This window comes from Angustibacter peucedani (genome assembly GCF_054779595.1).
Genome location: NZ_BAAGXY010000003.1, coordinates 19,219 through 42,845 on the forward strand (window position 1 = coordinate 19,219; position 23,627 = coordinate 42,845).

The 23,627-nt window shown below is 73.5% G+C and carries 27 protein-coding genes and 1 tRNA gene; 13 read left to right on the top strand and 15 right to left on the bottom strand.

What is annotated here, in order from left to right:
* The first annotated feature begins 172 nt into the window (after positions 1 to 172).
* On the top strand, positions 173 to 406 hold the full coding sequence (locus ACYVJ4_RS01165) for a DUF6458 family protein (RefSeq protein ID WP_460458272.1): 234 nt from the start codon (positions 173 to 175) through the stop codon (positions 404 to 406).
* Positions 407 to 490: 84 nt separating this feature from the next.
* Here ACYVJ4_RS01165 and ACYVJ4_RS01170 read toward each other — a convergent pair whose 3' ends face one another.
* Positions 491 to 2,359 (bottom strand): acyl-CoA dehydrogenase, encoded by a 1,869-nt coding sequence (locus ACYVJ4_RS01170; protein ID WP_460458273.1) that lies wholly within the window; start codon positions 2,357 to 2,359, stop codon positions 491 to 493.
* A gap of 135 nt (positions 2,360 to 2,494) precedes the next feature.
* On the opposite strand from ACYVJ4_RS01170, the gene ACYVJ4_RS01175 reads away from it, so the two are divergent.
* Genes ACYVJ4_RS01175 through ACYVJ4_RS01185 form a run of 3 tightly spaced genes read left to right on the top strand, consistent with a single transcriptional unit; the run spans position 2,495 to position 5,235 of the window.
* A complete protein-coding gene (locus ACYVJ4_RS01175; protein WP_460458274.1) occupies positions 2,495 to 2,812 on the top strand; it encodes a metal-sensitive transcriptional regulator in 318 nt (105 codons plus the stop codon).
* A 30-nt stretch (positions 2,813 to 2,842) separates the two neighbouring features.
* Positions 2,843 to 3,064: a heavy-metal-associated domain-containing protein gene (locus ACYVJ4_RS01180; RefSeq protein WP_460458275.1), complete on the top strand. Its 222-nt coding sequence runs from the start codon at positions 2,843 to 2,845 to the stop codon at positions 3,062 to 3,064.
* Between the two features lie 32 nt (positions 3,065 to 3,096).
* Positions 3,097 to 5,235, top strand: coding sequence for a heavy metal translocating P-type ATPase (locus ACYVJ4_RS01185; protein ID WP_460458357.1), 2,139 nt, complete (start codon positions 3,097 to 3,099; stop codon positions 5,233 to 5,235).
* Here the strand turns inward: ACYVJ4_RS01185 and ACYVJ4_RS01190 are convergent.
* Together ACYVJ4_RS01190 and ACYVJ4_RS01195 are read right to left on the bottom strand one after the other, a co-directional pair.
* Entirely contained in the window at positions 5,210 to 5,956 is a 747-nt protein-coding gene (locus ACYVJ4_RS01190) for a response regulator (protein ID WP_460458276.1), read from the bottom strand. The genes ACYVJ4_RS01185 and ACYVJ4_RS01190 overlap by 26 nt on opposite strands.
* Positions 5,953 to 7,545 (bottom strand): ATP-binding protein, encoded by a 1,593-nt coding sequence (locus tag ACYVJ4_RS01195; protein ID WP_460458277.1) that lies wholly within the window; start codon positions 7,543 to 7,545, stop codon positions 5,953 to 5,955. The genes ACYVJ4_RS01190 and ACYVJ4_RS01195 overlap by 4 nt, the downstream gene beginning before the upstream one ends.
* Before the next feature lie 152 nt (positions 7,546 to 7,697).
* Between ACYVJ4_RS01195 and ACYVJ4_RS01200 the strand changes: the two genes are divergently transcribed.
* From ACYVJ4_RS01200 to ACYVJ4_RS01210, 3 genes are read left to right on the top strand one after another with little or no spacing between them, the layout of a single operon-like run.
* The gene (locus tag ACYVJ4_RS01200) at positions 7,698 to 8,708 is read left to right on the top strand and encodes a Bug family tripartite tricarboxylate transporter substrate binding protein (protein WP_460458278.1); all 1,011 of its coding nucleotides are present in this window, start codon (positions 7,698 to 7,700) and stop codon (positions 8,706 to 8,708) included.
* Between the two features lie 8 nt (positions 8,709 to 8,716).
* Entirely contained in the window at positions 8,717 to 9,247 is a 531-nt protein-coding gene (locus ACYVJ4_RS01205; RefSeq protein ID WP_460458279.1) for a tripartite tricarboxylate transporter TctB family protein, read from the top strand.
* Entirely contained in the window at positions 9,240 to 10,739 is a 1,500-nt protein-coding gene (locus ACYVJ4_RS01210) for a tripartite tricarboxylate transporter permease (protein ID WP_460458280.1), read from the top strand. The genes ACYVJ4_RS01205 and ACYVJ4_RS01210 overlap by 8 nt, the downstream gene beginning before the upstream one ends.
* Before the next feature lie 31 nt (positions 10,740 to 10,770).
* Here the strand turns inward: ACYVJ4_RS01210 and ACYVJ4_RS01215 are convergent, their stop codons facing one another.
* The 6 genes from ACYVJ4_RS01215 to ACYVJ4_RS01240 all read right to left on the bottom strand — a co-directional run bounded on the left by ACYVJ4_RS01215 (position 10,771) and on the right by ACYVJ4_RS01240 (position 14,003).
* Positions 10,771 to 11,247 carry an Hsp20/alpha crystallin family protein gene (locus tag ACYVJ4_RS01215; RefSeq protein ID WP_460458281.1) on the bottom strand — a complete coding sequence of 159 codons (477 nt, stop codon included), beginning with the start codon at positions 11,245 to 11,247 and terminating at the stop codon, positions 10,771 to 10,773.
* Between the two features lie 162 nt (positions 11,248 to 11,409).
* On the bottom strand, positions 11,410 to 11,979 hold the full coding sequence (locus tag ACYVJ4_RS01220) for an MOSC domain-containing protein (protein WP_460458282.1): 570 nt from the start codon (positions 11,977 to 11,979) through the stop codon (positions 11,410 to 11,412).
* A gap of 21 nt (positions 11,980 to 12,000) precedes the next feature.
* Positions 12,001 to 12,300, bottom strand: a complete 300-nt coding sequence (locus ACYVJ4_RS01225; protein WP_460458283.1) for an ANTAR domain-containing protein — start codon at positions 12,298 to 12,300, stop codon at positions 12,001 to 12,003.
* 94 nt (positions 12,301 to 12,394) lie between these two features.
* Positions 12,395 to 12,853 carry an arsenate-mycothiol transferase ArsC gene (locus ACYVJ4_RS01230; RefSeq protein ID WP_460458284.1) on the bottom strand — a complete coding sequence of 153 codons (459 nt, stop codon included), beginning with the start codon at positions 12,851 to 12,853 and terminating at the stop codon, positions 12,395 to 12,397.
* Positions 12,850 to 13,560 carry an aquaporin gene (locus ACYVJ4_RS01235; RefSeq protein WP_460458285.1) on the bottom strand — a complete coding sequence of 237 codons (711 nt, stop codon included), beginning with the start codon at positions 13,558 to 13,560 and terminating at the stop codon, positions 12,850 to 12,852. The genes ACYVJ4_RS01230 and ACYVJ4_RS01235 overlap by 4 nt, the downstream gene beginning before the upstream one ends.
* Positions 13,554 to 14,003, bottom strand: coding sequence for an ArsI/CadI family heavy metal resistance metalloenzyme (locus ACYVJ4_RS01240; protein ID WP_460458286.1), 450 nt, complete (start codon positions 14,001 to 14,003; stop codon positions 13,554 to 13,556). Before ACYVJ4_RS01240 ends, ACYVJ4_RS01235 begins: the two co-directional genes overlap by 7 nt.
* Positions 14,004 to 14,087: 84 nt before the next feature.
* Between ACYVJ4_RS01240 and ACYVJ4_RS01245 the strand changes: the two genes are divergently transcribed.
* From ACYVJ4_RS01245 to ACYVJ4_RS01260, 4 genes are all read left to right on the top strand, one after another.
* On the top strand, positions 14,088 to 14,438 hold the full coding sequence (locus ACYVJ4_RS01245) for an ArsR/SmtB family transcription factor (protein WP_460458287.1): 351 nt from the start codon (positions 14,088 to 14,090) through the stop codon (positions 14,436 to 14,438).
* 8 nt (positions 14,439 to 14,446) lie between these two features.
* The gene (locus tag ACYVJ4_RS01250; protein ID WP_460458288.1) at positions 14,447 to 15,124 is read left to right on the top strand and encodes a response regulator transcription factor; all 678 of its coding nucleotides are present in this window, start codon (positions 14,447 to 14,449) and stop codon (positions 15,122 to 15,124) included.
* Positions 15,121 to 16,365 (top strand): sensor histidine kinase, encoded by a 1,245-nt coding sequence (locus ACYVJ4_RS01255; protein ID WP_460458289.1) that lies wholly within the window; start codon positions 15,121 to 15,123, stop codon positions 16,363 to 16,365. Before ACYVJ4_RS01250 ends, ACYVJ4_RS01255 begins: the two co-directional genes overlap by 4 nt.
* A 67-nt stretch (positions 16,366 to 16,432) precedes the next feature.
* Positions 16,433 to 16,966, top strand: coding sequence for a DUF2231 domain-containing protein (locus ACYVJ4_RS01260; RefSeq protein ID WP_460458290.1), 534 nt, complete (start codon positions 16,433 to 16,435; stop codon positions 16,964 to 16,966).
* Positions 16,967 to 16,987: 21 nt separating this feature from the next.
* Here ACYVJ4_RS01260 and ACYVJ4_RS01265 read toward each other — a convergent pair whose 3' ends face one another.
* The 5 genes from ACYVJ4_RS01265 to ACYVJ4_RS01285 form a co-directional block, all read right to left on the bottom strand.
* The gene (locus ACYVJ4_RS01265) at positions 16,988 to 17,764 is read right to left on the bottom strand and encodes a MerR family transcriptional regulator (RefSeq protein ID WP_460458291.1); all 777 of its coding nucleotides are present in this window, start codon (positions 17,762 to 17,764) and stop codon (positions 16,988 to 16,990) included.
* 17 nt (positions 17,765 to 17,781) lie between these two features.
* Complete coding sequence (locus ACYVJ4_RS01270; RefSeq protein ID WP_460458292.1) at positions 17,782 to 18,543, bottom strand: ABC transporter permease; 762 nt, start codon at positions 18,541 to 18,543, stop codon at positions 17,782 to 17,784.
* Entirely contained in the window at positions 18,540 to 19,319 is a 780-nt protein-coding gene (locus ACYVJ4_RS01275) for an ABC transporter ATP-binding protein (protein ID WP_460458293.1), read from the bottom strand. Before ACYVJ4_RS01275 ends, ACYVJ4_RS01270 begins: the two co-directional genes overlap by 4 nt.
* Positions 19,320 to 19,386: 67 nt before the next feature.
* Positions 19,387 to 19,457 (bottom strand) — tRNA-Gly (locus ACYVJ4_RS01280).
* 58 nt (positions 19,458 to 19,515) lie between these two features.
* A complete protein-coding gene (locus tag ACYVJ4_RS01285; protein ID WP_460458294.1) occupies positions 19,516 to 20,901 on the bottom strand; it encodes an MFS transporter in 1,386 nt (461 codons plus the stop codon).
* Positions 20,902 to 21,056: 155 nt separating this feature from the next.
* Between ACYVJ4_RS01285 and dcd the strand changes: the two genes are divergently transcribed.
* Both dcd and ACYVJ4_RS01295 read left to right on the top strand, forming a co-directional pair.
* On the top strand, positions 21,057 to 21,632 hold the full coding sequence (gene dcd, locus ACYVJ4_RS01290) for a dCTP deaminase (RefSeq protein ID WP_460458295.1): 576 nt from the start codon (positions 21,057 to 21,059) through the stop codon (positions 21,630 to 21,632).
* A gap of 14 nt (positions 21,633 to 21,646) precedes the next feature.
* Positions 21,647 to 22,708, top strand: a complete 1,062-nt coding sequence (locus tag ACYVJ4_RS01295; RefSeq protein WP_460458296.1) for a hypothetical protein — start codon at positions 21,647 to 21,649, stop codon at positions 22,706 to 22,708.
* Between the two features lie 23 nt (positions 22,709 to 22,731).
* Here ACYVJ4_RS01295 and ACYVJ4_RS01300 read toward each other — a convergent pair whose 3' ends face one another.
* A complete protein-coding gene (locus ACYVJ4_RS01300) occupies positions 22,732 to 23,616 on the bottom strand; it encodes an AurF N-oxygenase family protein (RefSeq protein ID WP_460458297.1) in 885 nt (294 codons plus the stop codon).
* Positions 23,617 to 23,627: the final 11 nt, after the last annotated feature.

Below are 23,627 nucleotides of genomic sequence, written 5' to 3' on the forward strand. Positions count from 1 at the left end.
GCGTCTTCTGGGGAATTCGCCCCCGGAGCGGCCCCGGGAGGGCGAATTCCCCAGAAGGGGCCCTGAGCGGGTGGGTCACCCGGACGGCGGCGTTTCGGGGTGCGCCGGTCCCTCACCTGATCCACACTCGGCGCACAGGTCGCCGCCCGGTGACCGCACAGGAGGGACCACCATGGGAATCGGCGCAGGCATCTTCCTGCTCGTCGTCGGCGGCATCCTCGCCTTCGGGGTGCAGGACCGGCTGTCCGACTTCGACCTGACCGCCATCGGCTACATCTGCATGGGTGCCGGTGTGCTGGCGATCATCCTCGCGCTGGTCATGAACCAGCAGCGGGCGAACACCTCCCACCAGACCGTCGTGGAGCACCGGGACACCGGGCTCCCCCCGGAGGACCGCCGGCTGTAGCCGTCAGCTCTCGGGGAACGACGAGGGGCCGCCACCCAGCCGGGTGGCGGCCCCTCGTGCGACGGCCGTGCGTCGGTCAGCGGCTCAGAACGCCTCTTCGGGCACGTCCATCAGCGCGTTGTCGGTGGCCTCGGCGATCGCGCGCTCGGCGGCCAGCTTCGGCAGCACCGTGCGGGCGAAGAACGACGCGGCCGCGACCTTGCCGGTGTAGAACGCCCGGTCGGACGCCGAGACGTCGCCCTTGAGCGCCTCGGTGGCCACCTCGGCCTGGCGCAGCAGCAGCCAGCCGACCACCAGGTCGCCGGTGCCGAGCAGCAGTCGCGAGGTGTTCTGGCCGACCTTGTAGATGTTCGTGACGTCGCCGCCCTGGCGGGTGTCGGACGACATCAGCGAGGCGACCATGGTGCCGACGATGCCCTGCACGTCCTCGAGCGCCTTGCCGAGCAGCTCGCGCTCGGTGGCCAGGTCGCCCGTGCCGCCCTTGACGAACTCCTGGATCTGGGTGGCGAGGTGGCCGAGCGCCTGGCCCTTGTCACGGACGATCTTGCGGAAGAAGAAGTCCATGCCCTGGATGGCGGTCGTGCCCTCGTACAGGCTGTCGATCTTGGAGTCGCGGACGTACTGCTCGACCGGGTAGTCCTGCAGGAAGCCGGACCCGCCGAAGGTCTGCAGCGACTCGGTGCCGAGCAGCACCCAGGCGCGCTCGGAGCCGCAGCCCTTGACGATCGGCAGCAGCAGGTCGTTGACCCGCACGGCCATGTCGGCCGCCGAGCCCTCGTCGAAGTCCTCGCTGCCCGCGGCGTGGCCGGCGACGTCGACGGTGTCCTGCTGGCTGGCGGTGAACAGCACCAGCGCGCGCAGGCCCTCGGCGTACGCCTTCTGCAGCATCAGCGAGCGGCGCACGTCCGGGTGGTGGGTGATGGTGACGCGCGGCGCGGCCTTGTCGGTCATCTGCGTCAGGTCGGCGCCCTGCACGCGCTCCTTGGCGTAGTCGCGAGCGTTGAGGTAGCCGGTCGACAGCGTCGCGATGGCCTTGGTGCCGACCATCATCCGGGCGAACTCGATGATCTTGAACATCTGCGCGATGCCGTCGTGCACCTCGCCGAGCAGCGTGCCGACGGCCGGGATGCCGTCGACCTCGCCGAAACGCACCTCGCACGTGGTCGAGACCTTGAGGCCCATCTTGTGCTCGACGTTGGTGACGAAGGCGCCGTTGCGCTCACCCTTCTCGCCGGTCTCGAGGTCGACGTGGTACTTCGGCACGACGAACAGGCTCAGGCCCTTCGTGCCCGGCCCCGCACCCTCGGGGCGGGCCAGCACGAAGTGCACGACGTTGTCGTAGAAGTCGGCCTCGGCGCTGGTGATGAAGCGCTTGACGCCGCTGATGTGCCAGGTGCCGTCCGGCTGCTGCACGGCCTTGGTGCGGCCGGCGCCGACGTCGGACCCGGCGTCCGGCTCGGTGAGCACCATGGTGCAGCCCCAGTGCTGGTCGACCAGGTGCCGGGCGAGCTTCTTCTGCTCGTCGGTGCCCAGGCCGTGCAGCACCTTGGCGAACGCGAAGCCGGCGGAGTACATGTGCACGGCGGGGTTTGAGCCGAGCACCAGCTCGGCGATCGCCCAGCGCAGGGACGGCGGGACGACGGTGCCGCCCAGCTCGGCCGGGATGTCGGTGCGCCACCACTCGGCGTCCAGGTAGGCCTGGTAGCTCTTGCGGAACGACGCCGGCACCGTGACCTCGTAGGTGCTCGGGTCGTAGACCGGCGGGTTGCGGTCGGAGTCGAGCAGGCTCTCGGCCAGCTCGTTCTCGGCCAGGCGCGCGACCTCGCGCACCATCTCGCGCGCGGTGTCGGGGTCGATCTCGTCGTACGGGCCCTGGCCCAGCAGCTCCTGGCGGCCGAGCACCTCGAAGAGGTTGAACTCGATGTCGCGGACGTTGGACTTGTAGTGGCCCATGGTCGCGGGTCCTTCCGTGTGCGGCAGCAGTCGTGGTTACCCACCGGTAACCCATGATGCTACTCGCCGGTAACCCTCGCAACCCCTTCGGGTGCACATCACATCTCCGATACGGGGTGGGGGTATAGTGGCAGCATGACCGACACCACGCTCCCGGACGTGCCTGCCGTCGTCCCTGGGTACAGCGACACCAAGCAGGCGCACCTCAAGCGGCTGCGCCGGGTCGAGGGCCAGGTGCGCGGCATCGCCCGCATGGTCGAGCAGGACCAGTACTGCATCGACGTCCTCACCCAGGTCTCGGCGGCCACCAAGGCGCTGCAGGCCGTCGCGCTCGGCCTGCTCGACGAGCACCTGGGCCACTGCGTCGTCGACGCGGTGGCCGCCGGCGGCGACGAGGCCGACACCAAGCTGCGCGAGGCGTCCGACGCCATCGCCCGGCTCGTCCGTTCCTGACCCTCCCTGACCGACCCGAGGAGCCGCACCATGACCACCACCACGTACTCCGTCACCGGGATGACCTGCGGCCACTGCGTCAGCGCGGTCACCGAGGAGCTCACCGCCGTCGACGGCGTGAAGGACGTGCAGGTCGCGCTCGACCCGGCGGCCACCTCGACCGTGACGGTCACCAGCGACGCCCCGCTGACCGCCGAGCAGGTCGAGGCCGCGCTCGACGAGGCCGGTGACTACCGGCTGGTGACCGCTTGAGCGCCGACCAGCTCGAGCTCGTCATCGGCGGGATGACGTGCGCCTCGTGCGCGGCGCGGGTCGAGAAGAAGCTCAACCGCGTCGAGGGCGTCAGCGCCAGCGTCAACTACGCGACCGGGCGCGCCAGCATCACCCGCGAGCCGACGGTGTCGACCGACGCGCTCGTCGCCGTCGTCGAGGCCACGGGCTACACGGCCGAGCCGCCCGCGCCGCCCGGGTCGACGCCGGACGACGACCCGGGCCGTCCCTGGTGGCGCTCGCGGCTCGCGCTGTCGGCGCTGCTCGCCGTCCCGGTCACCCTGGTCTCGATGGTGCCGGCCCTGCGGTTCACCGGCTGGGAGCAGGTCGTGCTGCTGCTGGCGCTGCCCGTCGTCACGTGGGGTGCGTGGCCGCTGCACCGGGCGGCGCTGGTCAACGCCCGCCACGGTGCGGCCACCATGGACACCCTGGTCTCCCTGGGCGTCACGGCCGCGACGGCGTGGTCGGTCTGGGCCGTCGCATCGGGCCGTGGCGAGCCCTACCTCGAGGTCGCCTCGGTGGTCACGGTCGCGATCCTGGCCGGCCGCCGGCTCGAGGACCGCGCCCGCCGGCGGTCGGCGGCGGCGCTGCGCGCGCTGCTCGACCTGGGGGCCAAGGACGTCGCGGTGCTGCGCGCGACGTCGTCCGGCGACGTCGAGCAGCGGGTGCCGGCGGCGGCGCTGGTCGTGGGCGACCGGTTCGTCGTCCGGCCGGGCGAGAAGGTCGCGACCGACGGCGTGGTGCTCGACGGCACGTCGGCGGTCGACGCCTCGCTGCTCACCGGCGAGCCGGTGCCGGTGGAGGTCGGGCCGGGCGACGCGGTCGTCGGCGCCACCGTCAACGCCGGCGGGCGGCTGATCGTGCGGGCCACGCGGGTCGGCTCGGACACGCAGCTGGCCCAGATGGCCCGGCTGGTCGAGCAGGCGCAGCACGGCAAGGCGCCGGTGCAGCGGCTCGCCGACCGGGTGTCGGCGGTCTTCGTGCCGGTGGTGCTGGTGCTGGCCGTGCTCACGCTCGTCGGGTGGCTGGCGTCGGGGGCCGGTGCCGAGAAGGCCGTCACGGCCGCGGTCGCGGTGCTGGTGATCGCCTGCCCGTGCGCGCTGGGGCTCGCCACGCCGACCGCGCTCATGGTGGGCACCGGGCGCGGTGCGCAGCTGGGCGTGCTGATCCGCGGGCCGCAGGTGCTCGAGCAGACACGGGCGGTCGACACCGTGGTGCTCGACAAGACCGGCACCGTGACCACCGGACGCATGACCGTGCACGATGTCGTGGCTGACGGCGGCTGGACGCCGGAGGACGTCCTGGCGATCGCGGGAGCGGTCGAGCACGGCTCGGCGCACCCGGTGGCGACCGCGGTGGCTGACGTCGCGGCGTCGCGTGGGAACCTCTCTGCCGCAACGGGTTTCGCCGACCACGCCGGTCGTGGCGTCACGGCGACGGTCGATGGCCGTGCCGTCGCGGTGGGCCGGTGGTCGTGGCTGACGACGTCCGGCCACGTGCCGGGCGAGGTGCCGGCCGCGCTGGCCGAGGCGGCCGAGCGCCACGAGGACGCCGGTCGCACGCCGGTGTGGGTGGCGGTCGACCAGCAGCTCGTCGGCCTGGTCGTCGTCGGCGACACGGTCAAGGACTCCTCGGCGGCCGCGGTGCGAGCGCTGCGCGAGCTGGGGCTGCGGCCGGTGCTGCTCACCGGTGACAACCGGCGCGCGGCCGCGTCCGTGGCGGCCGAGGTCGGCATCGACGACGTCGTGGCCGAGGTGCTCCCGGCCGACAAGGTCGCTGCGGTGCAACGGCTCCAGCGCGAGGGAGCCGTGGTCGCCATGGTGGGCGACGGGGTGAACGACGCCGCCGCCCTCGCTGCGGCCGACCTCGGTCTCTCGATGGGCACCGGCAGCGACGTCGCGATCGAGGCGTCCGACCTCACCCTGGTGCGAGGCGACCTGCGGACGGCCGCGGACGCCGTCCGGCTGGCGCGGGCGACGCTGCGCACCATCAAGGGCAACCTGTTCTGGGCCTTCGCCTACAACGTCGCCGCCGTGCCGCTGGCCGCGGCCGGCTGGCTGAACCCGATGGTGGCGGGCGCGGCGATGGCGGCCAGCTCGGTCTTCGTCGTGACGAACAGCCTGCGGCTCAGGCGTTTCCAGCCGGTGCGCTGATCCAGCGGTAGCCGTGCTCGGGCCGTCCGGCCGAGCCGTAGCGTGGCCGCACCTGGGCCTGACCGCGCGTCGCGAGGTGCTCGAGGTAGCGCCGCGCGCTGACCCGCGACAGCCCGCACAGCTCGGCCGTCTCGCCCGCGGACAGCTCGCGGTCGGCCTCGCGCAGCACGCCCTCGACCAGCTGCAAGGTGTGCGCCGACAGGCCCTTGGGCAGGTCGGGCGGCGCCGTCGGCGCCGCGGTGCGCGGTGCGAGCAGCCGGTCGACCTCGGCCTGGTCGCGCACCGAGCCCTCGCCGCCGGTGAGCCGGTCGAGCTCGCGCCGCTGCGCCGCGTAGGCGAGCAGCCGCTCCTGCAGCGCGGCGAGGGTGAACGGCTTGATGAGGTAGTGGACGACGCCGCCGGCCATCGCGGCGCGCACCGTCTCGACCTCGCGCGAGGCGGTCACCGCGATGACGTCGACCCGCTGGCCGGCCGGGTCGGCGCGCAGCCGCCGCAGCACCTCGACGCCGCTGAGGTCCGGCAGGTAGATGTCGAGCAGCACCAGGTCCGGCGCGAGCTCCTCGACGGCGCGCAGCGCGTCGGTGCCCTGGTGCGCCTCGCCCACCACGACGAAGCCGGGCAGCGTCTCGACGTACCGCCGGTGGATGGCGGCCACCGCGAAGTCGTCGTCGACCACCAGCACGCGCACCGGCGCCACGCGGTCGTCGGTCCGGTCGCTCACCGCGTCCCTGCCTTCTCCTGCACCGCGGGCAGCTCGACCGTGAAGACCGCGCCACCGCCGCCGCGGTCGCCGACCACCACGCTGCCGCGCCGGCGCCGCACGATGCGCGACACCAGCGCCAGGCCGATGCCCTGCCCGTGGTGGTCGGCCGTGCGGTGCTTGGACGACGTGCCCGCCTCGAAGATGGTCGTCCGGCGCTCGTGCGGCACCCCGGGGCCGTCGTCCTGCACCTGGATCGAGATGGCCCCGTGCGGTCCGTCGGCGAGCACCCGCACCTCGACGGTCCCGCCCGCGCCGGTGGCGTCGACCGCGTTGTCGACGAGGTTGCCGAGCACGGTGACGACGTCGTCGCCCACGCCGTCGCCGACCTCCGACGCGTCGTCCAGGCGCAGGGTCACGCCGCGCTCGCGGGCCGCGGCGCCCTTGGCCACCAGGAGTGCCGCGACCGAGGCGTCCTCGATCTGGCTCATGCTCGCGCCGCCCAGCAGGCTGCTGCCGGCGCCCAGCCGCTCGATGAACCGCACCGCCTCGTCGTGCCGACCGAGCTCGATCAGCCCCGACAGCACGTGCAGGTTGTTGCTGAACTCGTGGGCCTGGGCGCGCAGGGCGTCGGAGGTGCTGCGCTCGCCGTGCAGCGCCCGCAGCGCGTCGAACAGCTCGGTGCGGTCGCGCAACGTCAGCACCCGGCCGACGTCCCGGTCGCCGACGGTGGCGTGGGTGCGGTTGGCCACCAGCAGCCGCTCGCCGGCCAGCACCAGCCGGTCGGTGACGGGGTCCTCGTCGGTGACGAGCGCGGCGACGACGTCCGGGTCGAGCACCTCCTCGGCGAGGCGGCCGGTGGGCAGCTCGACCAGGCCGAGCAGCCGCACGGCCTCGTCGTTGACCAGGGCCACCCGGCCACGGTCGTCGAGCGCCACGACGCCCTCGCGGATGCCGTGCAGCATGGCGTCGCGGGTCTTGAGCAGGTCGGCGATCTCGACCGGCTCGAGCCCGAACAGCCGGCGCCGCACCAGGCGCGAGACCACCGCGGCGCCGACGACGCCGAGCATCGCAGCGGCGGTGAGCCACGCCGCCAGGGCCGGGACGACGTTCGCGAGGTCGGCCGACAGCCGGCTCTCCAGGATGCCGACCGACACCGTGCCCTGCACCGTGCCGTCCTGGGCGCGCACCGGAACCTTGGCGCGCAACGACGTGCCGAGCGACCCGGTCTCGGTGCCGACGAACTCCTCGCCGCCCAGGGGCACGCTGGGGTCGGTCGACACCATCTGGCCGATCTTGCTGGGGTCGGGGTGCGAGTACCGCACGCCCTGCGCGTTGGTGAAGACGACGAACGTCGCACCCGCGGCCTGGCGCACCGTCTCGGCGAGCGGCTGCAGGGTGCGCGAGGGGTCGGACGACGCGTACGCGTCCTGCACGGCCGGGACGCTGGCGAGGCTGCGGGCGATGGTCAGCACCCGGCGCGAGTAGTTCTCCCGGATCTGGTGGTCCTGCACGCGCACCGCGAGCGCCCCTGCCACCAGCACGGTGACGAGGACGATCGCCACCTGCATGGCCAGCAGCTGCACGGCCAGGGGGATGCTCCGTCGCACGGCTCCATGGTGCCTCAGGCGGGCCGTCACGACCGCACGACCAGAACGACCTCTACGACGTCTACGACCTCAGCATTCCGTGCGAGGCCCTGTGCTCCCTAGCGTCCCGACCCGACCGGGACGACGGCGTCCTGGCTGTCCGGGAGGTACCGATGACGCTCCGCAGCACTCCCCGTCCGCACCGCCGCTGGGCCGCGGCCGCGGTCGTCCCCGTCGCCGCCCTGGCCCTGGCCGCGTGCGGCTCGACCAGCGGCTCGGGCAGCACCGACGCCGGGAAGTCGTACTCCCGGCTCGACATCATGGCGCCGGCCGCCCCCGGCGGCGGCTGGGACAGCACCGCCCGGGCGATGGGCGCGGCCATGGAGTCCGCGAAGCTCGCCCGCTCGGTGACGGTCAAGAACGTCAACGGCGCCGGCGGCACCGTGGGCCTCGCGCAGCTGGCCAACGACAAGAGCGACCACTCGCTGATGGTCATGGGCCTGGTGATGGTCGGCGCGGTGAAGACCAACCAGTCGCAGGCCACGCTCGAGGACGTCACGCCGATCGCGCGCCTCACCGCCGAGGACGAGGTCGTCGTGGTGCCGGCCAGCAGCCCGTACCAGGACATCAAGCAGCTGGCGGCGGCCCTGAAGGAGAAGGGGCGTGGCTTCCCGATCGCCGGGGGCTCGGCCGGCGGCACCGACCACATCGTCGCCGGGCTGCTGGCGAAGTCCGCGGGCCTGCCGCCGTCCGACCTGAACTACATCGCGTTCTCCGGCGGTGGCGAGTCGCTGGCCGCCCTGCTCGGCAACAAGGTGCAGGCCGGCGTCTCGGGCGTCAGCGAGTACGCCGAGCAGATCAAGGCCGGCAAGCTGCGCGCCCTGGCCGTCGCCGGTCCGGAGCGGGTCGAGGGCGTCGACGCGCCGACCCTGAAGGAGTCCGGCTTCGACGTCGAGATCATCAACTGGCGAGGCGTGGTGGCGCCCGGTGGCGTCTCGGACGACGACAAGGCGCGCCTGGTGAAGGCCGTGACCGACATGCACGCCAGCGCCGGCTGGAAGGACGCGCTCACCAAGAACGGCTGGACCGACACGTTCCTCGCCGGTGACGAGTTCGACAGCTACCTGAAGGAGCAGACCACCACCACCGAGGCCGTCCTGGCCGACCTCGGCCTGGTGAAGTAGGCGACCCGATGACCCAGCAGGAGCTCGCCGCTGCGGCCCCGGGACGGCGCACCGCCGCCGTCCCGGACGCCGTGGTCGCCCTCGTCGTGGTCGGCCTGGGGGTCTTCACCCTCGTCGACTCGCACCGGATCACGGTGCCGCTCAGCGCCAACGCGGTCGGGCCGCGGGCGTTCCCGTACGCCGTCGGCGTCGCGCTGGTGCTCGCCGGCGGGGCGGTGCTCGTCGGGGCGCTGCGCGGTCGCACCGCCGAGCCCGAGGCGGGCGAGGACGTCGACACGCACGCCGGCACCGACTGGCTCACCGTCGCGAAGGTGGTGGCCGCGTTCGCCGTCCACGTCGTGCTCGTCGACACGATCGGCTGGGCGCTCGCCGCCGCGCTGCTGTTCGGCGGCGTGGCCTGGGCGCTCGGTGCGGTCTGGTGGCGCGGGCTCGCCGTGGGCCTGGTGCTCGGGCTGGTGATCCAGGGCCTGTTCGTCTCCGGCCTCGGCGTCTCGCTGCCGGCCGGCGTCCTCGCGGGGGTGCCGTTCATCGATGGGTGACATCAGCTCGCTGCTCGACGGGTTCGGCACCGCCCTGCAGCCCCTGTACCTGCTCTACGCGCTGCTCGGCGTCACGCTCGGCACCGCCGTCGGGGTGCTGCCCGGCATCGGGCCGGCCATGACGGTCGCGCTGCTGCTGCCCGTGACGTACACGCTGGAGCCGACCGCGGCGTTCATCATGTTCGCGGGCATCTACTACGGCGGCATGTACGGGGGCTCGACGACGTCGATCCTGCTGAACACGCCGGGGGAGTCCTCGTCGATCATCACGGCGATCGAGGGCAACCTCATGGCCAAGGCGGGCCGCGGTGCGGCCGCGCTCGCCACCGCCGCCATCGGCTCGTTCGTCGCCGGCACCATCGGCACCGCCCTGCTGACGTTGCTGGCGCCGTCCGTCGCCCGGTTCGCGGTGCAGCTCGGAGCCCCGGACTACGTCGCCCTCACCGTCGTCGCGCTGCTCACGGTGAGTGCGCTGCTGGGTTCGTCCGTGTCGCGCGGGCTGGCCGCCCTCGCGTTCGGCGCGCTGCTCGGGCTGGTCGGCACCGACACGCTCACCGGGCAGCAACGGTTCACCCTCGGCGCTCCGGCGCTCGCCGACGGCATCGACGTCGTGACGGTGGCCGTGGGCGTCTTCGCGGTCGGCGAGGCGTTGTGGGTGGCCTCGCGCATGCGGCACGGGCCGGTGCACGTCATGGGCGCGAGCGGGTCGAAGTGGATGTCGCGCAACGACTTCCGCCGCTCGTGGAAGCCGTGGCTGCGCGGCACCGCGCTCGGCTTCCCGATCGGCGCGATGCCGGCCGGCGGGGCCGAGGTGCCGACCTTCCTGTCGTACGCGATCGAGAAGAAGCTGACCAAGCACCCCGAGGAGTTCGGCAAGGGCGCCATCGAGGGCGTTGCCGGGCCGGAGGCCGCCAACAACGCTTCTGCCGCAGGGGTTCTGGTGCCCTTGCTGACGCTCGGCCTGCCGACGTCCGCCACCGCCGCGGTGCTCATCGCGGCCTTCCAGGGCTACGGCATCCGGCCCGGGCCGCTGCTGTTCGAGGACGAGGGCGCCCTGGTCTGGGCGCTCATCGCGAGCCTGTACGTCGGCAACGTGCTGCTGCTGGTGCTGAACCTGCCGCTGGTGGGGTTGTGGGTGCGGGTGCTGCGCATCCCGCGGCCGTACCTGTACGCCGGCATCCTGCTGTTCGCGGCGCTGGGTGCCTACGCGATCAACGGGCTGCGCGCCGACCTGGTGCTGCTGCTCGCGATCGGCGTGGTGGGCTACGTGATGCGGCGCTTCGGCTACCCGATCGCCCCGGCGATCATCGGGCTGATCCTCGGCCCGATCGCCGAGGAGCAGCTGCGCCGCACCCTCGCCATCAGCCAGGGCGACCCGACGGCGCTGGTCGCCAGCCCGTTCGCGGCGGTCGTCTACTCGCTGCTCGCCGTGCTGACCGCGGTCGTCGTGCTGCTGCGCCTGCGCGCCCGTCGGGCGGCCGGCCGGCCATGACCGGCCGGCCACCGCGGCGGGGCGGCGCGGCTCAGCCGGAGGAGCCGGCGAGCTCGGCGTCCGCGGTACCGGACCCCTGCGTGCCGATCGCGGTCTGGCTGGTGCCGTGCGAGACTTCGATGCGCCGCGGCTTGGCGTCCTCGGCGACGGGCAGCGTCAGGGCGAGGACGCCGTCGGTGTAGGTCGCCTCGATGCGGTCCAGCGCCAGCCCCGCGCCGAGCGTCAGCTGGCGCACGAAGGTGCCGGAGGGCCGCTCCTGGGTCAGCCACTCGACGTCCTCGCCGCGATGGGACCGCTCGGCCCTGATCGTCAGCACCCGGCCGTCGACCCCGACGTCCACCGATCCGGGGTCGACGCCGGGCAGGTCGCACAGCAGGACGTAGTGGTCGCCGGACCGGAACAGGTCCATCGGCATGGCGCGCATCGCCTGGCTCATGCCGCTGGCGTGGTCGAGCAGGCGCGAGGCCATGTCGTCGAGGTCACGGAACGGGTCGAACCGCGTCACCATCGGTACCACCTCCTCGGGGCGGGACGGAGGTGCGAGCCCCCTGGCTCGCACGTCGCGCGCGAGGCGGGTGCGGTGACGGTCACGCCGTCCAGCACGCGACAGCAGTGTTTTAGCACTCTTGCCGCCAGAGTGCTAGTCCCAGAACGGGACAGGTGTGCGGGGCTACGGGAGGCGTTGGCGCCGTCGAACCCGGTCGCCCGCCCGTGAGGGGTCGTGGTCGACGTCCGTGACCAGGCCGACCGGGCCGACGCTCAGCACGCCGGACGTCGTCGGCAGCGCGCGCAGGCCGCCGCGGCCGCGCAGGGCGTCGCGCGCGCCGGGAGCGAGCCGGTCGTCCATCCAGGCGCACGGCGAGGTCTCGCCCGCGGCCCGGAAGGTGACGTCGCCGTCACGGCCGGTCAGCGTGAAGGTGCTGTGCCGCAAGGCGTTGAGGTCGATGCCGCGCGTCACCACGTTGCGCCGGGTGGTGCGGGGGTCGAGGCTCCCGCGGTCGAGGCCGAGCTCGTCCTCGACCTGCTCCAGCGACTCGGCCGCGACGAACGAGACTGCGGACGCGAGGTTGCCGACCCGGCCGAAGAAGCGGTCGCCGCGGATGCCCTGGTCGGCGACGACCTCGACGGAGTCCGGGTACGACGTCGGGTACGGGCCGACGCCGTCCGCCGGGTCCCTGGAGTGGAACCAGTAGTTGTGGCCCGGTGACACGACGAGCGCCACGATCTGCGGACCGGTCATGCCGCCCAGCCTAGGCAGGCGTCAGCGCGGCGAGGGCTCGAGGTCCTCGTCGTCGTCGCGGTCCTCGACCGGGTCGCGCACGGAGCGGACGAGCGAGGTCGCGACCGTGCGCAGCTTGACGTTCTCGTCCTGGGACCGGCGCACCAGGATGGCGAACGCCGAGTCGGCGTCGCACCGGTGCTGGGCCATGAGGATCCCCTTGGCCTGGTCGATCACGGCACGCGACAGCAGCGCCTCGCGCAGCTGCTCCGCCTCCGTGACCGCCTGCTCGTACAGCTCCCGAGGGACGACGGCGTCGGCCTCGGGGAAAGCGTCGCTCAACACGCCCTCCCTCACGTGGCTCGACCGCCGAGGCGACGGTGAGCCATGGACTTGACTGGGACGGGCCGATTTCTTGAGCCGCGCGGGACAGATGTTACCCAACCGGGCGGGTGGTTCCCGCCAGCCCCTCGCCGAGCGGGGACGGGGGCAGGTCGTGGCCGGGCAGCAGGCGCTGCAGGAGGTCGCGCACCCGGCCGTCGATCTCGGTGACCACGCGCAGGACGGTGGCGGCGTCCTGGCCCTTGGGGTCGTCCAGCGGCCAGTCCTCGTAGTGCGCGCCGGCGTAGAACGGGCAGGTCTCGCCGCAGCCCATCGTCACGACGACGTCGTAGGCGGCGTCCGGGTCGAACGCCTTCGGCACCTCCCCGCTGACGTCGAGCCCGTGCGCGGCGAGCACCGCGGCGACCTCGGGGTGGATCTCGGTGCCGGGCTCGGAGCCGGCCGAGAAGGCATCGACGGCGGCCCCGCCGTAGTGCGCGGCCAGGACGCGGCTGGCGACCGAGCGGCCGCCGTTGGCCTTGCAGGCGAACAGGATGCGCGGGACGTCGGTCATGGGCGGTGCACCTCTTCGGGCAGGTCGGGCGGGGCGGCGTGGCCGGCGACGGGCACCAGCACGGCAGCGAGCAGGGCGCCGAGCGCCGCGCCCACGAGCTGGGCGACGACGAAGCCGGGGAGGCTGGAGGGTGCGATCCCGGCGAAGGTGTCGGACGTCGTCCGGGCCAGCGTGACGGCCGGGTTGGCGAACGACGTGGAGGACGTGAAGAAGTAGGCGCCGCCGATCCAGGCCGGCACGAGCAGCGGCCCGAGGTGTCCGGGACGGGTGCGGGTCAGCAGGCCGACGAGCAGCAGCAGGCCGGCCGTGGCCACGACCTCGCCCAGCCACAGCCCGGCGCCCGTCCGCTCGTGGGTCGACGCCTGCCACGCCGGGCGGCCGAACATCAGGTCGGCCACCGCCGCCCCGAGCAGGCCGCCGGCCACCTGAGCCCCGAGGTACGCGACGGCCTCGGTGGCCCCGACGTCGCGCCGCACCAGCTCGACCAGCGTGACCGCCGGGTTGAGGTGGGCGCCGGACACCGGGCCGAGCGTGCCCACCAGGACCGCGAGGACGGCGACCGTGGCGACCGCGTTGACGAGCAGCTGCAGCGCGCGGTCGGTGGTCAGGTCGGTCGCCATGATCCCGGAGCCGATGACGGCGGCGACGAGCGTGCCGGTGCCGACGGCCTCGGCGAGCGCCCGTCGCAGCAGCGGACGGGTCAGCAACAGGAGGTCGCCGCCGACCCGCAGCAGCCCGCGGCGGCGGGGGTCTGCGCGACGTCCGTGACGCCCTCGAGCTCGGGACGGGCGTCGGCGAGCACCACGTAGTTCTCCCAGCGCTGGCCGTCGGGGCCGGTGACCCAGTGCTTGGACTGCCGCGCGTAGCAGCACTCGACGTCGTCCTCGGTCTCGAGCGGCAGCCCGGCGGCCTCGAGGCGGTCGGCCTGCTCGACGACGTCCTGCATCGACTCGCGCTCGACGCCGAGGTGGTTCAGCGTGCCGGTCGCGGCGGCGTTCTCGAAGAGCACCAGCTTGAGCGGCGGGTCGGTGACCGCGAAGTTGGCGTACCCCGGACGGCGCTTGGCCGGCTCGGTCGCGAAGAGCGTGGAGTAGAAGGCGACGGCGGCGTCGACGTCGTCGACGTTCAGGGCGAGCTGGAGACGAGACACGGGGTCCTCCTCGGGGTGGATATCGACGGGCATCAATCTGCAGCGGATATCGACATCTGTCAATACCCGATCTAGGCTGGGGGCATGTCCCGCACCGTCCTGCCCCTGCTCGACCGCGGCGGCGCCTGCTGCGCCCCGCTGTCGGCCTCGCCGATCGACGAGGCGTCGGCCGGCACCCTCGCGCAGGCCTTCGCGGCCCTCGGCGACCCCGTGCGGCTGCGGCTGGTCAGCCTGCTGATGACCGCGGACGGCGGCGAGGTGTGCGCCTGCGACCTGGTCGAGCCGGTCGAGCGCAGCCAGCCGACGGTGAGCCACCACCTGCGGGTGCTGCGCGACGCCGGGCTCGTCACCGGCACGCGACGCGGCGCCAACGTCTGGTACGCCGTGGTGCCCGAGCAGCTGGCCGCGCTGCGCGCCGTGCTGGCCCCGGCCTGACCGCACCCGTGACGACGCCGGCGTCGCGCGTGCTCGTGGTCGAGGACGACCGCGAGCTGCTGACGTTGCTGGCCGAGCTGCTGACCGGCGAGGGCTACGCGGTCGACGTCGCTCGCGACGGCCAGGCCGGCCTGCACCGCGCGCTCGTCGACCGCTACGACCTGCTGCTCGTCGACCGCGGCCTGCCGGCCGTCGAGGGGGTCGACCTGGTGCGGCGGCTGCGCCGCCGGGGCGTCTCCTCCCCGGTGCTGCTGCTCACGGCGCGCGGCACCGTCGCCGACCGGGTCGAGGGCCTGGACGCGGGAGCGGAGGACTACCTGGTCAAGCCGTTCGCGGTCGACGAGCTGCTGGCGCGGGTGCGCGCCCTGCTGCGCCGCCACCACGACGACGCCGAGCAGCTGGCGCTCGGGAGCGACCCGGGCTGCCGGCGGCTCGACGTCGGCGCGCACCAGGTGGTGGGCGGACCCGAGCCGGTCGACCTGTCGCCCCGCGAGGCCGCGCTGCTCGCGCACCTCGCGCGCCACCCGCAGCAGGTGCTGACGCGCGACGAGCTGCTCACCGCCGTCTTCGACGACGCCGAGATGCCGGGCTCGGTCGACACCTACGTGCACTACTTGAGGCGCAAGCTCGGCGACGACGTGGTGCGCACGGTCCGCGGCGTCGGCTACCGGCTGGGGCGGGCGTGAGCGCCGGGGAGGACGACCGGCGGGCGCTGCGGCGGGCGGCCCGGTCGGTCGCGGTGCGCACCACCGGGCTCGTCGCGCTCGTGGTGCTGGTGGTGTCCGGCGTCGCGCTGCTCGTCGACGTCCGGCAGCGCGCGGGCCAGGCCCGCGACGTCGCGCACAGCGCCTGGGCGCGCGCGGACGACGTCGACGACCCGCCGCCCAGCACCTGGCTGACCGTGGTCGGCCCGGACGGCGCGCGCACCACGACGCCCGGGGCCCCGGCCTCGGTGGCCCGGCTCGACCCGGCGACGCTCCCGGACGGACCCGGCCAGCTCGAGCAGGGCGAGCGGCAGCTGGTGCTCTGGGCGGGCGACCGGCCCCGGCTGGGCCGGGTCGTCGCCGTCTACGACCGGTCGGCCGACCTGGCCGAGCTGGGTCGCCTGGTCGTGTCGTTGGGGGTGGCCTCGCTCGTCGGGATCGCTTGTGCCGCAGCGGTCGGCGCGTTCGTCGGACGACGCGCGGTGCGGCCCCTCGGCGACGCCCTCGCGCTGCAGCGGCGCTTCGTGGCCGACGCGAGCCACGAGCTGCGCGCCCCGCTGACCGTGCTGTCGACCCGTGCGCAACTGCTGCGCCGCTCGATCGCGAGCGACCGCACCGCGGACGGCGAGCAGCTGGCCCAGGCCGACCGGGTCGTCGACGACGCGCGTCGGCTCGGGGACGTCGTCCAGGACCTGCTCGAGTCGGCCGTCCTGGAGCACCACGGACCCGACGGCGGCCGCGCCGAGCCGGTCGACCTGGCCCAGCTGGTGCGCGAGGTCGTCGACCACCTGCAGCCGCTCGCCGCCGAGGCGCAGGTCCACGTGCGGGCGGCGCCCGACCCGGCCGAGATCACCGTGGCCGGGGCGCGCACGGCGCTGCGCCGTGCCGTGGGGGCGCTGGTCGACAACGCCGTGGCCCACGCCGGCGGCGGTTCGGTCGTCGTCGACGTCCGGGCGGACGGGCCGTCGCACGTGCGCGTGCTGGTGACCGACGACGGGGACGGCCTCGACGTCGAGCAGGCGCGGCACCTCGTGCAGCGCTTCGCGCGAGGACGGCGCGCCGACGCCAGCAGCGGCTACGGGCTCGGGCTGGCGCTGGTGACCGAGGTGGCGCGGGCCCACGGCGGCCGGCTGGACGTCGACGGCCGGCCGGCCGAGGGGGCGACCTTCGCGCTCGTGCTGCCCCGGGACGACGGCGGGCCGGCTCCCAGAAACCTCCCATGAGGGCCCGCCAGGCTGGCCGGTGACGTCGTCCGGCGTCACGACCTCAGCCCACCCTCGAGGAGGCCCCGTGCTCGACACCGTCTTCGGGCTGCCCACGCACGCGCTCGTCGTCCACGCCACCGTGGTGATGGTGCCGCTGGCCGCGCTGCTGGTGGCGCTCACCGCGATCTCGCGCCGCGTGCGCTCGTGGGCGGGGTACCTGCCGCTCGCGGCCGCGGTGCTGGCGCTGGTGCTGGTGCCGCTGTCGACGTCCACCGGCGAGTCGCTCGAGCGTCGGGTCGAGCACAACGCGCTGGTCGAGGCGCACACGCGGATGGCCGACGGGCTGCTGCCGTTCGTGGTCCTGCTGACGGTCGCCGCGGTCGGCCTGCTCTACGTGCACCTGCGCGAGCGCGACGCCGACCACGTGCCCTCCCGCCTGCGCCCGCTGGTGCGCGGTGGGCAGGCGCCGCGCGCTCTGGTCGCCGTGGTGCTCGTGGTGGCGGCGGTCGGGTCGGTGGGCACGGTCGTGCAGACCGCCCGCATCGGGCACGCGGGCGCGAAGGCCGCCTGGTCCGACGCGGTGCAGACGACGCCGTCCGGCGGCGAGGGCGACGGCTGACCCTCGAACCGGCGGGCGCCGTCAGGCGGGCTCGAGCCGGCGGACGTCAGTCCAGCCGGTCCAGCCGCGCTGCTCCAGCAGCTGCAGCAGCCTTGGCGCGCAAGGGATGCACTCGACGAAGGCTTGGTCGAGCAGGTCGACCAGCTCGGGGCTGACCGGGTGCTCCTCGACCAGCCCCTCGGCCTCGGCCTTCGAGGCGGCCGCCTCGATGAAGGCGGCCACGCGGTCGGCGATCGCGGGCAGCCGCGGGTCGTCCGCGCCGACGTCCACCACGTCGCCGATGTCGAGGTAGAGCTGGCGCAGCACCGGGTGCTCGATCTGCGTGTGCTTGATGGCCATGAGGTCGGCGACGGCGTCCGGCATCTGCGCCGTGATGAGGATCCAGCTGTCGCGCTCGACCTCGATCAGCCGCTCGCGGAAGCCGAGCTCGCGCATCCGTTCGACGTACGCCACGGCCTCCGGCGGCAGCACCAGGCTGTCGCCGGCCGCGAGCTGCGCCATGCGCTCGCGGTGCCGCTGGCGCTCGCGGATCTCGGCGCGCAGGCGGCGGTCGATGTCGGCCACCGCCTGCGCGAACTCGTCGTCGTCCGCGGCCAGCAGCTCGCGCACCCGCGAGAGCGGGACGCCGGCGTCGGCCAGGGTGCGGATCTTGACCAGCTCGACCACGGCGGCCGCGCCGTAGCGGCGGTACCCGGACGCGTCGCGCTCGGGCTCGGGCAGCAGGCCCTTGGCGTGGTAGTGCCGCACCGCCCGCACGGTCACGCCTGCGGCCGTCGCGAGCTGGCTGATCGTCAGCATGGGCCCATCATGCGCGGTCACGCGATCTTGCTGCGGTAGGTGCGCATGGCCAGGGCGTGCGCGACGACCAGCAGCCCACCGCACCACGCCGCGGCGACCCACCCGGTGCTGCCGACCGGCTGCTCGGCCAGCAGGTCGCGGAGGGTGCCGACCACCGGCGTGACCGGCTGGTGCTCGGCGAACCACCGCACCGGGCCGGGCATCCCGGAGGTCGGCACGAAGGCCGAGCTGATGAACGGCAGGAAGATCAACGGGTACGAGAAGCCGCTCACGCCGTCGACCGACGTCGCCGTCAGGCCCGGGACGACGGCGAGCCAGGTGAGCGCGAGGGTGAACGCGACCATGATGCCGAACACGGCGAGCCAGGCCAGAACGCCTGCGCCAGAACGGAATCCCATCGCGAGTGCCACCAGGACGACGAGCACCAGCGAGACCAGGTTGGCCACGACCGAGGTGATGACGTGGCCCCACAGCACCGCCGAGCGCGCCAGTGGCATCGACTGGAACCGTTCGAAGATGCCGCTCGACACGTCGGTGAAGAGCCGGAACGCCGTGTACGCGACACCGGACGCCACCGTGATCAGCAGGATCCCGGGCAGCAGGTAGTTCACGTACGAGCCGGTGCCGACGTCGATCGCACCGCCCAGGACGTAGACGAACAGCAGCAGCATCGCGACCGGCGTGACGGCGGTCGTGACGAGGGTGTCCGGGCTGCGCAGCACGTGCCGCAGCGAGCGGCCGACGAGCGTCGTGGTGTTGGCGAAGAAGGTGGCGTTCATCGGTGCGCTCCCTGCTGGTGGGGGGTGTGGTCGACCAGGGCGAGGAAGACCTCCTCGAGGGTGGGCTGCTTCTCGACCAGCTCGACGGTCGCCGCGGGCAGCAGGGCCTTGAGCTCGGCGAGCGTGCCGTCGGCGATGATCCGTCCCTCGTGCAGCACCGAGATGCGGTCGGCGAGGTGCTCGGCCTCGTCCAGGGTCTGGGTGGTCAGGAGCACGGTCGTGCCGCGACCGGCGAGCTCCTGCACGGTGCGCCAGACCTCGAGGCGCGACTGCGGGTCGAGGCCGGTGGTGGGCTCGTCGAGGAAGAGCACCTCGGGGTCGCCGACCAGGCTCATGGCGATGTCGAGGCGGCGCTTCATGCCGCCGGAGTAGGTGCCCGCCCGGCGTCCGCCGGCATCGGCGAGGTCGAAGCGCGCGAGCAGCTCGTCGGCCAGCCGGCCGGCGTCCGGGAGGCGGCGCAGCCGCGCCGTGAGCACGAGGTTCTCGCGGCCGGTCAGCACCTCGTCGACCGCGGCGAACTGGCCGGTGAGGCTGATGGCGGCGCGGACGTCGGAGGGCCGGCTCGTGACGTCGTGGCCCGCGACGACGGCGGTGCCGCCGTCCGGGCGCAGCAGCGTGGACAGGATCTTCACCAGCGTCGTCTTGCCGGCGCCGTTGGAGCCGAGCAGCGCGTGGACCGTGCCGCGCCGCACGGTCAGGTCGACGCCGCGCAGCACCGGCTGGTCGCCGTACGCGTGGGTGAGACCGGTGATCTCGAGGGTGTTCTCAGGTGTCATGCGAGAAGGCTGCAACCCTGACGCTGCGTCAAGGTCAAGCCCGGGTCGCACCGACCGGCCGGAGGGGAGCGGGTGACGGGAATCGAACCCGCACTGTCAGCTTGGGAAGCTGATGTTCTGCCATTGAACTACACCCGCGCGCGCCCCTCGCGGAGCGCGCAGCGAGCATATCCGATGGGCGAGCGGGCTCACGACCTCAGCGGGCCGAGGTGGCCACGGACGACGTCGCGGACGTCGGCGCGTACGTCGCGTCGTCCTCGATGTCGGCTCGTGAGCGGTCGGGCAGCGCGATCGTCGCCGCCACCGTGATGACCGCCGAGAGCGCGATGTACGCCGACACCGCGTACGCCGTGCCGAAGGTGTGGATCAGCCAGGTCGCGATGAGCGCGGCCGGTCCGCCCGCGATGACCGACGACAGCTGGTACCCGATGCCCGCGCCGCCGTAGCGCAGCCGGGTCGGGAAGCTCTCGGCGATGATCGAGGCCTGCGGTCCGTACTGCATCGCGTGCGGCACCAGGCCGAGCGCGAGCGCCAGGAACACCAACCACCCGACGCCGGAGTCGAGCAGCGCGAAGTAGGCGAAGCCCCACACGCCCATCAGGACGGCGCCGGTGAGGTAGATCTTCTTGCGCCCCACGCTGTCGGAGAGGTGGCCGAAGTAGGGCACCAGCGCGAACTCGATGCCCGCGGCGACCAGCGTGCCGACGAGGACGAAGTTGCGCGAGTACCCGTGGTCGTCGTCGGTGAGGTACGAGAGCACGAAGGCCGTCACGACGTAGAACGGCATCTGCTCGGACATGCGCACCAGCGCCGAGAGCAGGATCTCCTTGGGGTGGCGGCGGATCACCTCGGCGACCGGCGCCTTCTCGACCGCCTCGTCCTTGACCAGCTTGGCGAACATCGGCGTCTCGAGGATCTGCAGCCGGATGTACAGGCCGATCATCACCAGCACCAGGCTCAGCAGGAACGGCACGCGCCAGCCCCAGCTGAGGAACGCCTCCTCGGAGGCGACGTTGTTGAACAGCGTCAGCATCGCGGTCGACAGGATCAAGCCGATGGCCACGCCGAGCTGCGGCCACGAGCCCATCAGGCCGCGGCGCTTCTGGTCGCCCCATTCCATCGAGAGCAGCACCGAGCCGCTCCACTCGCCGCCGACGGCCACGCCCTGCAGCACGCGCAGCAGGATCAGCAGCAGCGGCGCGGCGTCGCCGATCGTGCCCCGGCCCGGCAGCGCGCCGATCAGGGTGGTGGCGCCACCCATCATCAGCAGGGTGACGATCAGGGTCACCTTGCGCCCGATGCGGTCGCCCCAGTGGCCGAAGATCGCTGCCCCGATCGGGCGGGCCGCGAAGCCGACGAAGTAGGTGGCGAACGACTCCAGCAGCCCGATGTAGTGCGAGGAGTCCGGGAAGAACACCTTGGGGAAGACGAGCGCCGCGGCGGTGCCGTAGAGGAAGTAGTCGTACCACTCGATGCTCGTGCCGACGGCGCTGGCGATGGCCGCCTTGCGCACCTGGCGCGACTGCTCGGGCGTGCCGGCGGCGGCCGTGGCCGCCTCCGCCTTCGCGGGGTCCAGAGTCATGGCAGACGGCCTTCCTTGCGCCGCCAGGACGGGCGGCCCGCGCTCGCCACGTCGTCGTGGCGAAATGCCCCGTCGGTCACCTTTGCACCGAAGCACGGGAACCGCAGGTCGAACGGTCGCCGTCGTCGTCCGGCCGGGGCGGTTAGGCTCGGCGCGTGCTCCTCAGCGACCGCGACATCCGCGCAGAGATCGACGCCGGGCGGGTCAGCCTCGACCCCTGGGACCCGGCGATGGTGCAGCCGTCCAGCGTCGACATCCGGCTGGACCGGTACTTCCGGCTGTTCGACAACCACAAGTACCCGGTCATCGACCCCGCCGAGGACCAGCCCGACCTCACCCGCCTCGTCGACGTCGAGCCGGACGAGCCCTTCGTGCTGCACCCGGGCGAGTTCGTGCTGGGGTCCGTGTACGAGGTCGTGACCCTGCCGGACGACGTCGCCGCGCGCGTCGAGGGCAAGTCGAGCCTGGGCCGCCTGGGCCTGCTGACGCACGCCACGGCCGGGTTCATCGACCCCGGCTTCAGCGGCCACGTGACCCTCGAGCTGAGCAACGTCGCGACGCTGCCGATCAAGCTCTGGCCCGGCATGAAGATCGGCCAGCTGTGCTTCTTCCGGCTGACCAGCGCGGCCGAGCACCCCTACGGCAGCAGCGAGTACGGCTCGCGCTACCAGGGGCAGCGCGGCCCGACGGCCAGCCGCTCCTTCCAGAGCTTCCACCGCACCCAGGTCTGAGGCGCACGGTCGCGATGGCGTGGTTCGGACGGCGGCGGGCGAACGACGAGCCCACCCTGGACGAGCTGCGCCGCTGGCACCTGCTGCTGGTGCCCCCGGAGGTCGGCGTCGAGCGCGTCGACGCCCTGGTGCGCTGCCGCTACCCGGACGCGCGGCTCGTCGACAACCGCCGCGCGCGGCTCGGCCGGCAGTCCGCGATCAGCGGTCCGCACCTGCTCGAGCCGGACGAGCTCGACCACGTGCGGGTGCCCACCGGCTGGTCCGTGGCGTACGCGCTGGAGGTCGACGCCGAGCCCGACCCCGCGGCGTTCGACGACATCGGCGACCCGGTGCTGCGGGCCTGGTGGATGCGTGCGTTCCCCCAGGGCAAGCCGTTCCGCGAGGAGGGCGACGCCGTCGACCTCGCGCTCGCGCTGGCCCGCCGGCTCGGCGGGGCGCTGCGCGCTGCCGGCAGCAACGTCGTCATGCAGCCAGACCACGGGCGCGTCGTCGACCTGACGGTGTGGTCGGGGTACTGGCTCGAGCCCGACCGGCTGCTCGACCTGCTCGCGCCGGTGCTGCCCGGCGCCACGGTCGACCTCGGCGTCCGCGGCCGGCACGCGGCCCCGGCGCCGCGCGACCCGTCCGACACCGACTGGGACATGGACCCGCTCGACCCGCGCGCGGTCGACCTCGAGCACGCGCTGGGGGACGTCGACCACGAGCTGATCGACGAGGTCGCCGACGAGCACGACGCCCGCGCGCTCGGCGGGGGCGTGGTCCTCGACGGGTACGCCCTGACGGCGCTGGGCAACCTGCTGGTCGAGGTGATCCAGGAGGACGCCGTGCCGGGCTGGGTGCGCGAGCGGGTCGGGCACCAGCTGCTGGCCGACGGCAACCCGGTGGTCACCTACGCGGTGCGCTGGCTCCCCCACGAGCCGGCGCTGCTGGAGTCGGAGGACCCGCCGTACGGGTTCCGGCTCGAGCGCGACCGTGTCCGGCCGCGGATGCAGGCCGCGGCCCTGGCCCTCGCCGAGGCCACCGCCGGCGTGGTGAGCGACGCCGTCGGCTTCGAGGTCGACCGCTACGCGCTCTAGGCGTTCCGACTGGGCCGGGTCGGTCAGACGAGGCGGGTGCGGCGCCAGAGGCGCATGGTCGGGCCGCCCATCAGGCCGAGCCGGTCGAGGAACGACGTCAGCTGCTGGGCGCTGCTGCGCAGCTGCTCGGCGTAGTGCTCGTTGGCCCGGGCGGCTTCGCGCGCCCGTACCGGGTCGAGCCCGACCGCGGCGTAGACGTCGGGGTGCACGAGGTTGCTCACGATGACGTCGGCCACGACCGCGATGACCGCACGGTGCAGCCGGCGCTCGCGGGCCGACAGCAGCGGCGCGCGCAGCTCGAGCTCCTCGCGGGCGAAGCGCATGTGCCGCGCCTCCTCCAGCACGTGGATGCGGCTGACCTCGCGTGACAGCGGCTGCACGCGCTCGTCCTTGACCAGGTCGCGCTGCAGGATGTCGAGCACCTCCTCGGCGACGAGGATCGCGGCGTAGGCGGCCGGCCCGTGGCCCAGCGTCTTGAACAGCCGGCCGAGCCGTCGTCCGGCGGGGGAGGGTCCGTACGCGGGGCAGCCGTAGGCGCTCGCCATCCGCGCGAACATCACCGAGTGCCGGCACTCGTCGCCGATCTCGGTGAGGGCCCACTGCACGTGCTGCTGGCTGGGGTCGTCGTCGTAGACGTCGCGGAGCACGAGCTGCATCAGGATCATCTCGAACCAGATGCCGACGCCGCTGATCGAGGCGAACTCGTGGCGGGTGAGCAGCGCCTGGCGCTCGGGGTCGAGCTCGTCCCACAGCGGCGTGCCGTGCAGGCTCGACCACTCGGGGCTCATCCCGTGCAGCAGCGGGTCGACCGGGGCGTCCCAGTCCAGCGCGACGTTGGGGTCGAACGAGGCCTTGGCCGACGAGCGCAGCAGGCGGCCGGAGATCACCTCGATGTCGGTGGTCGTCATCAGTCCTCCTG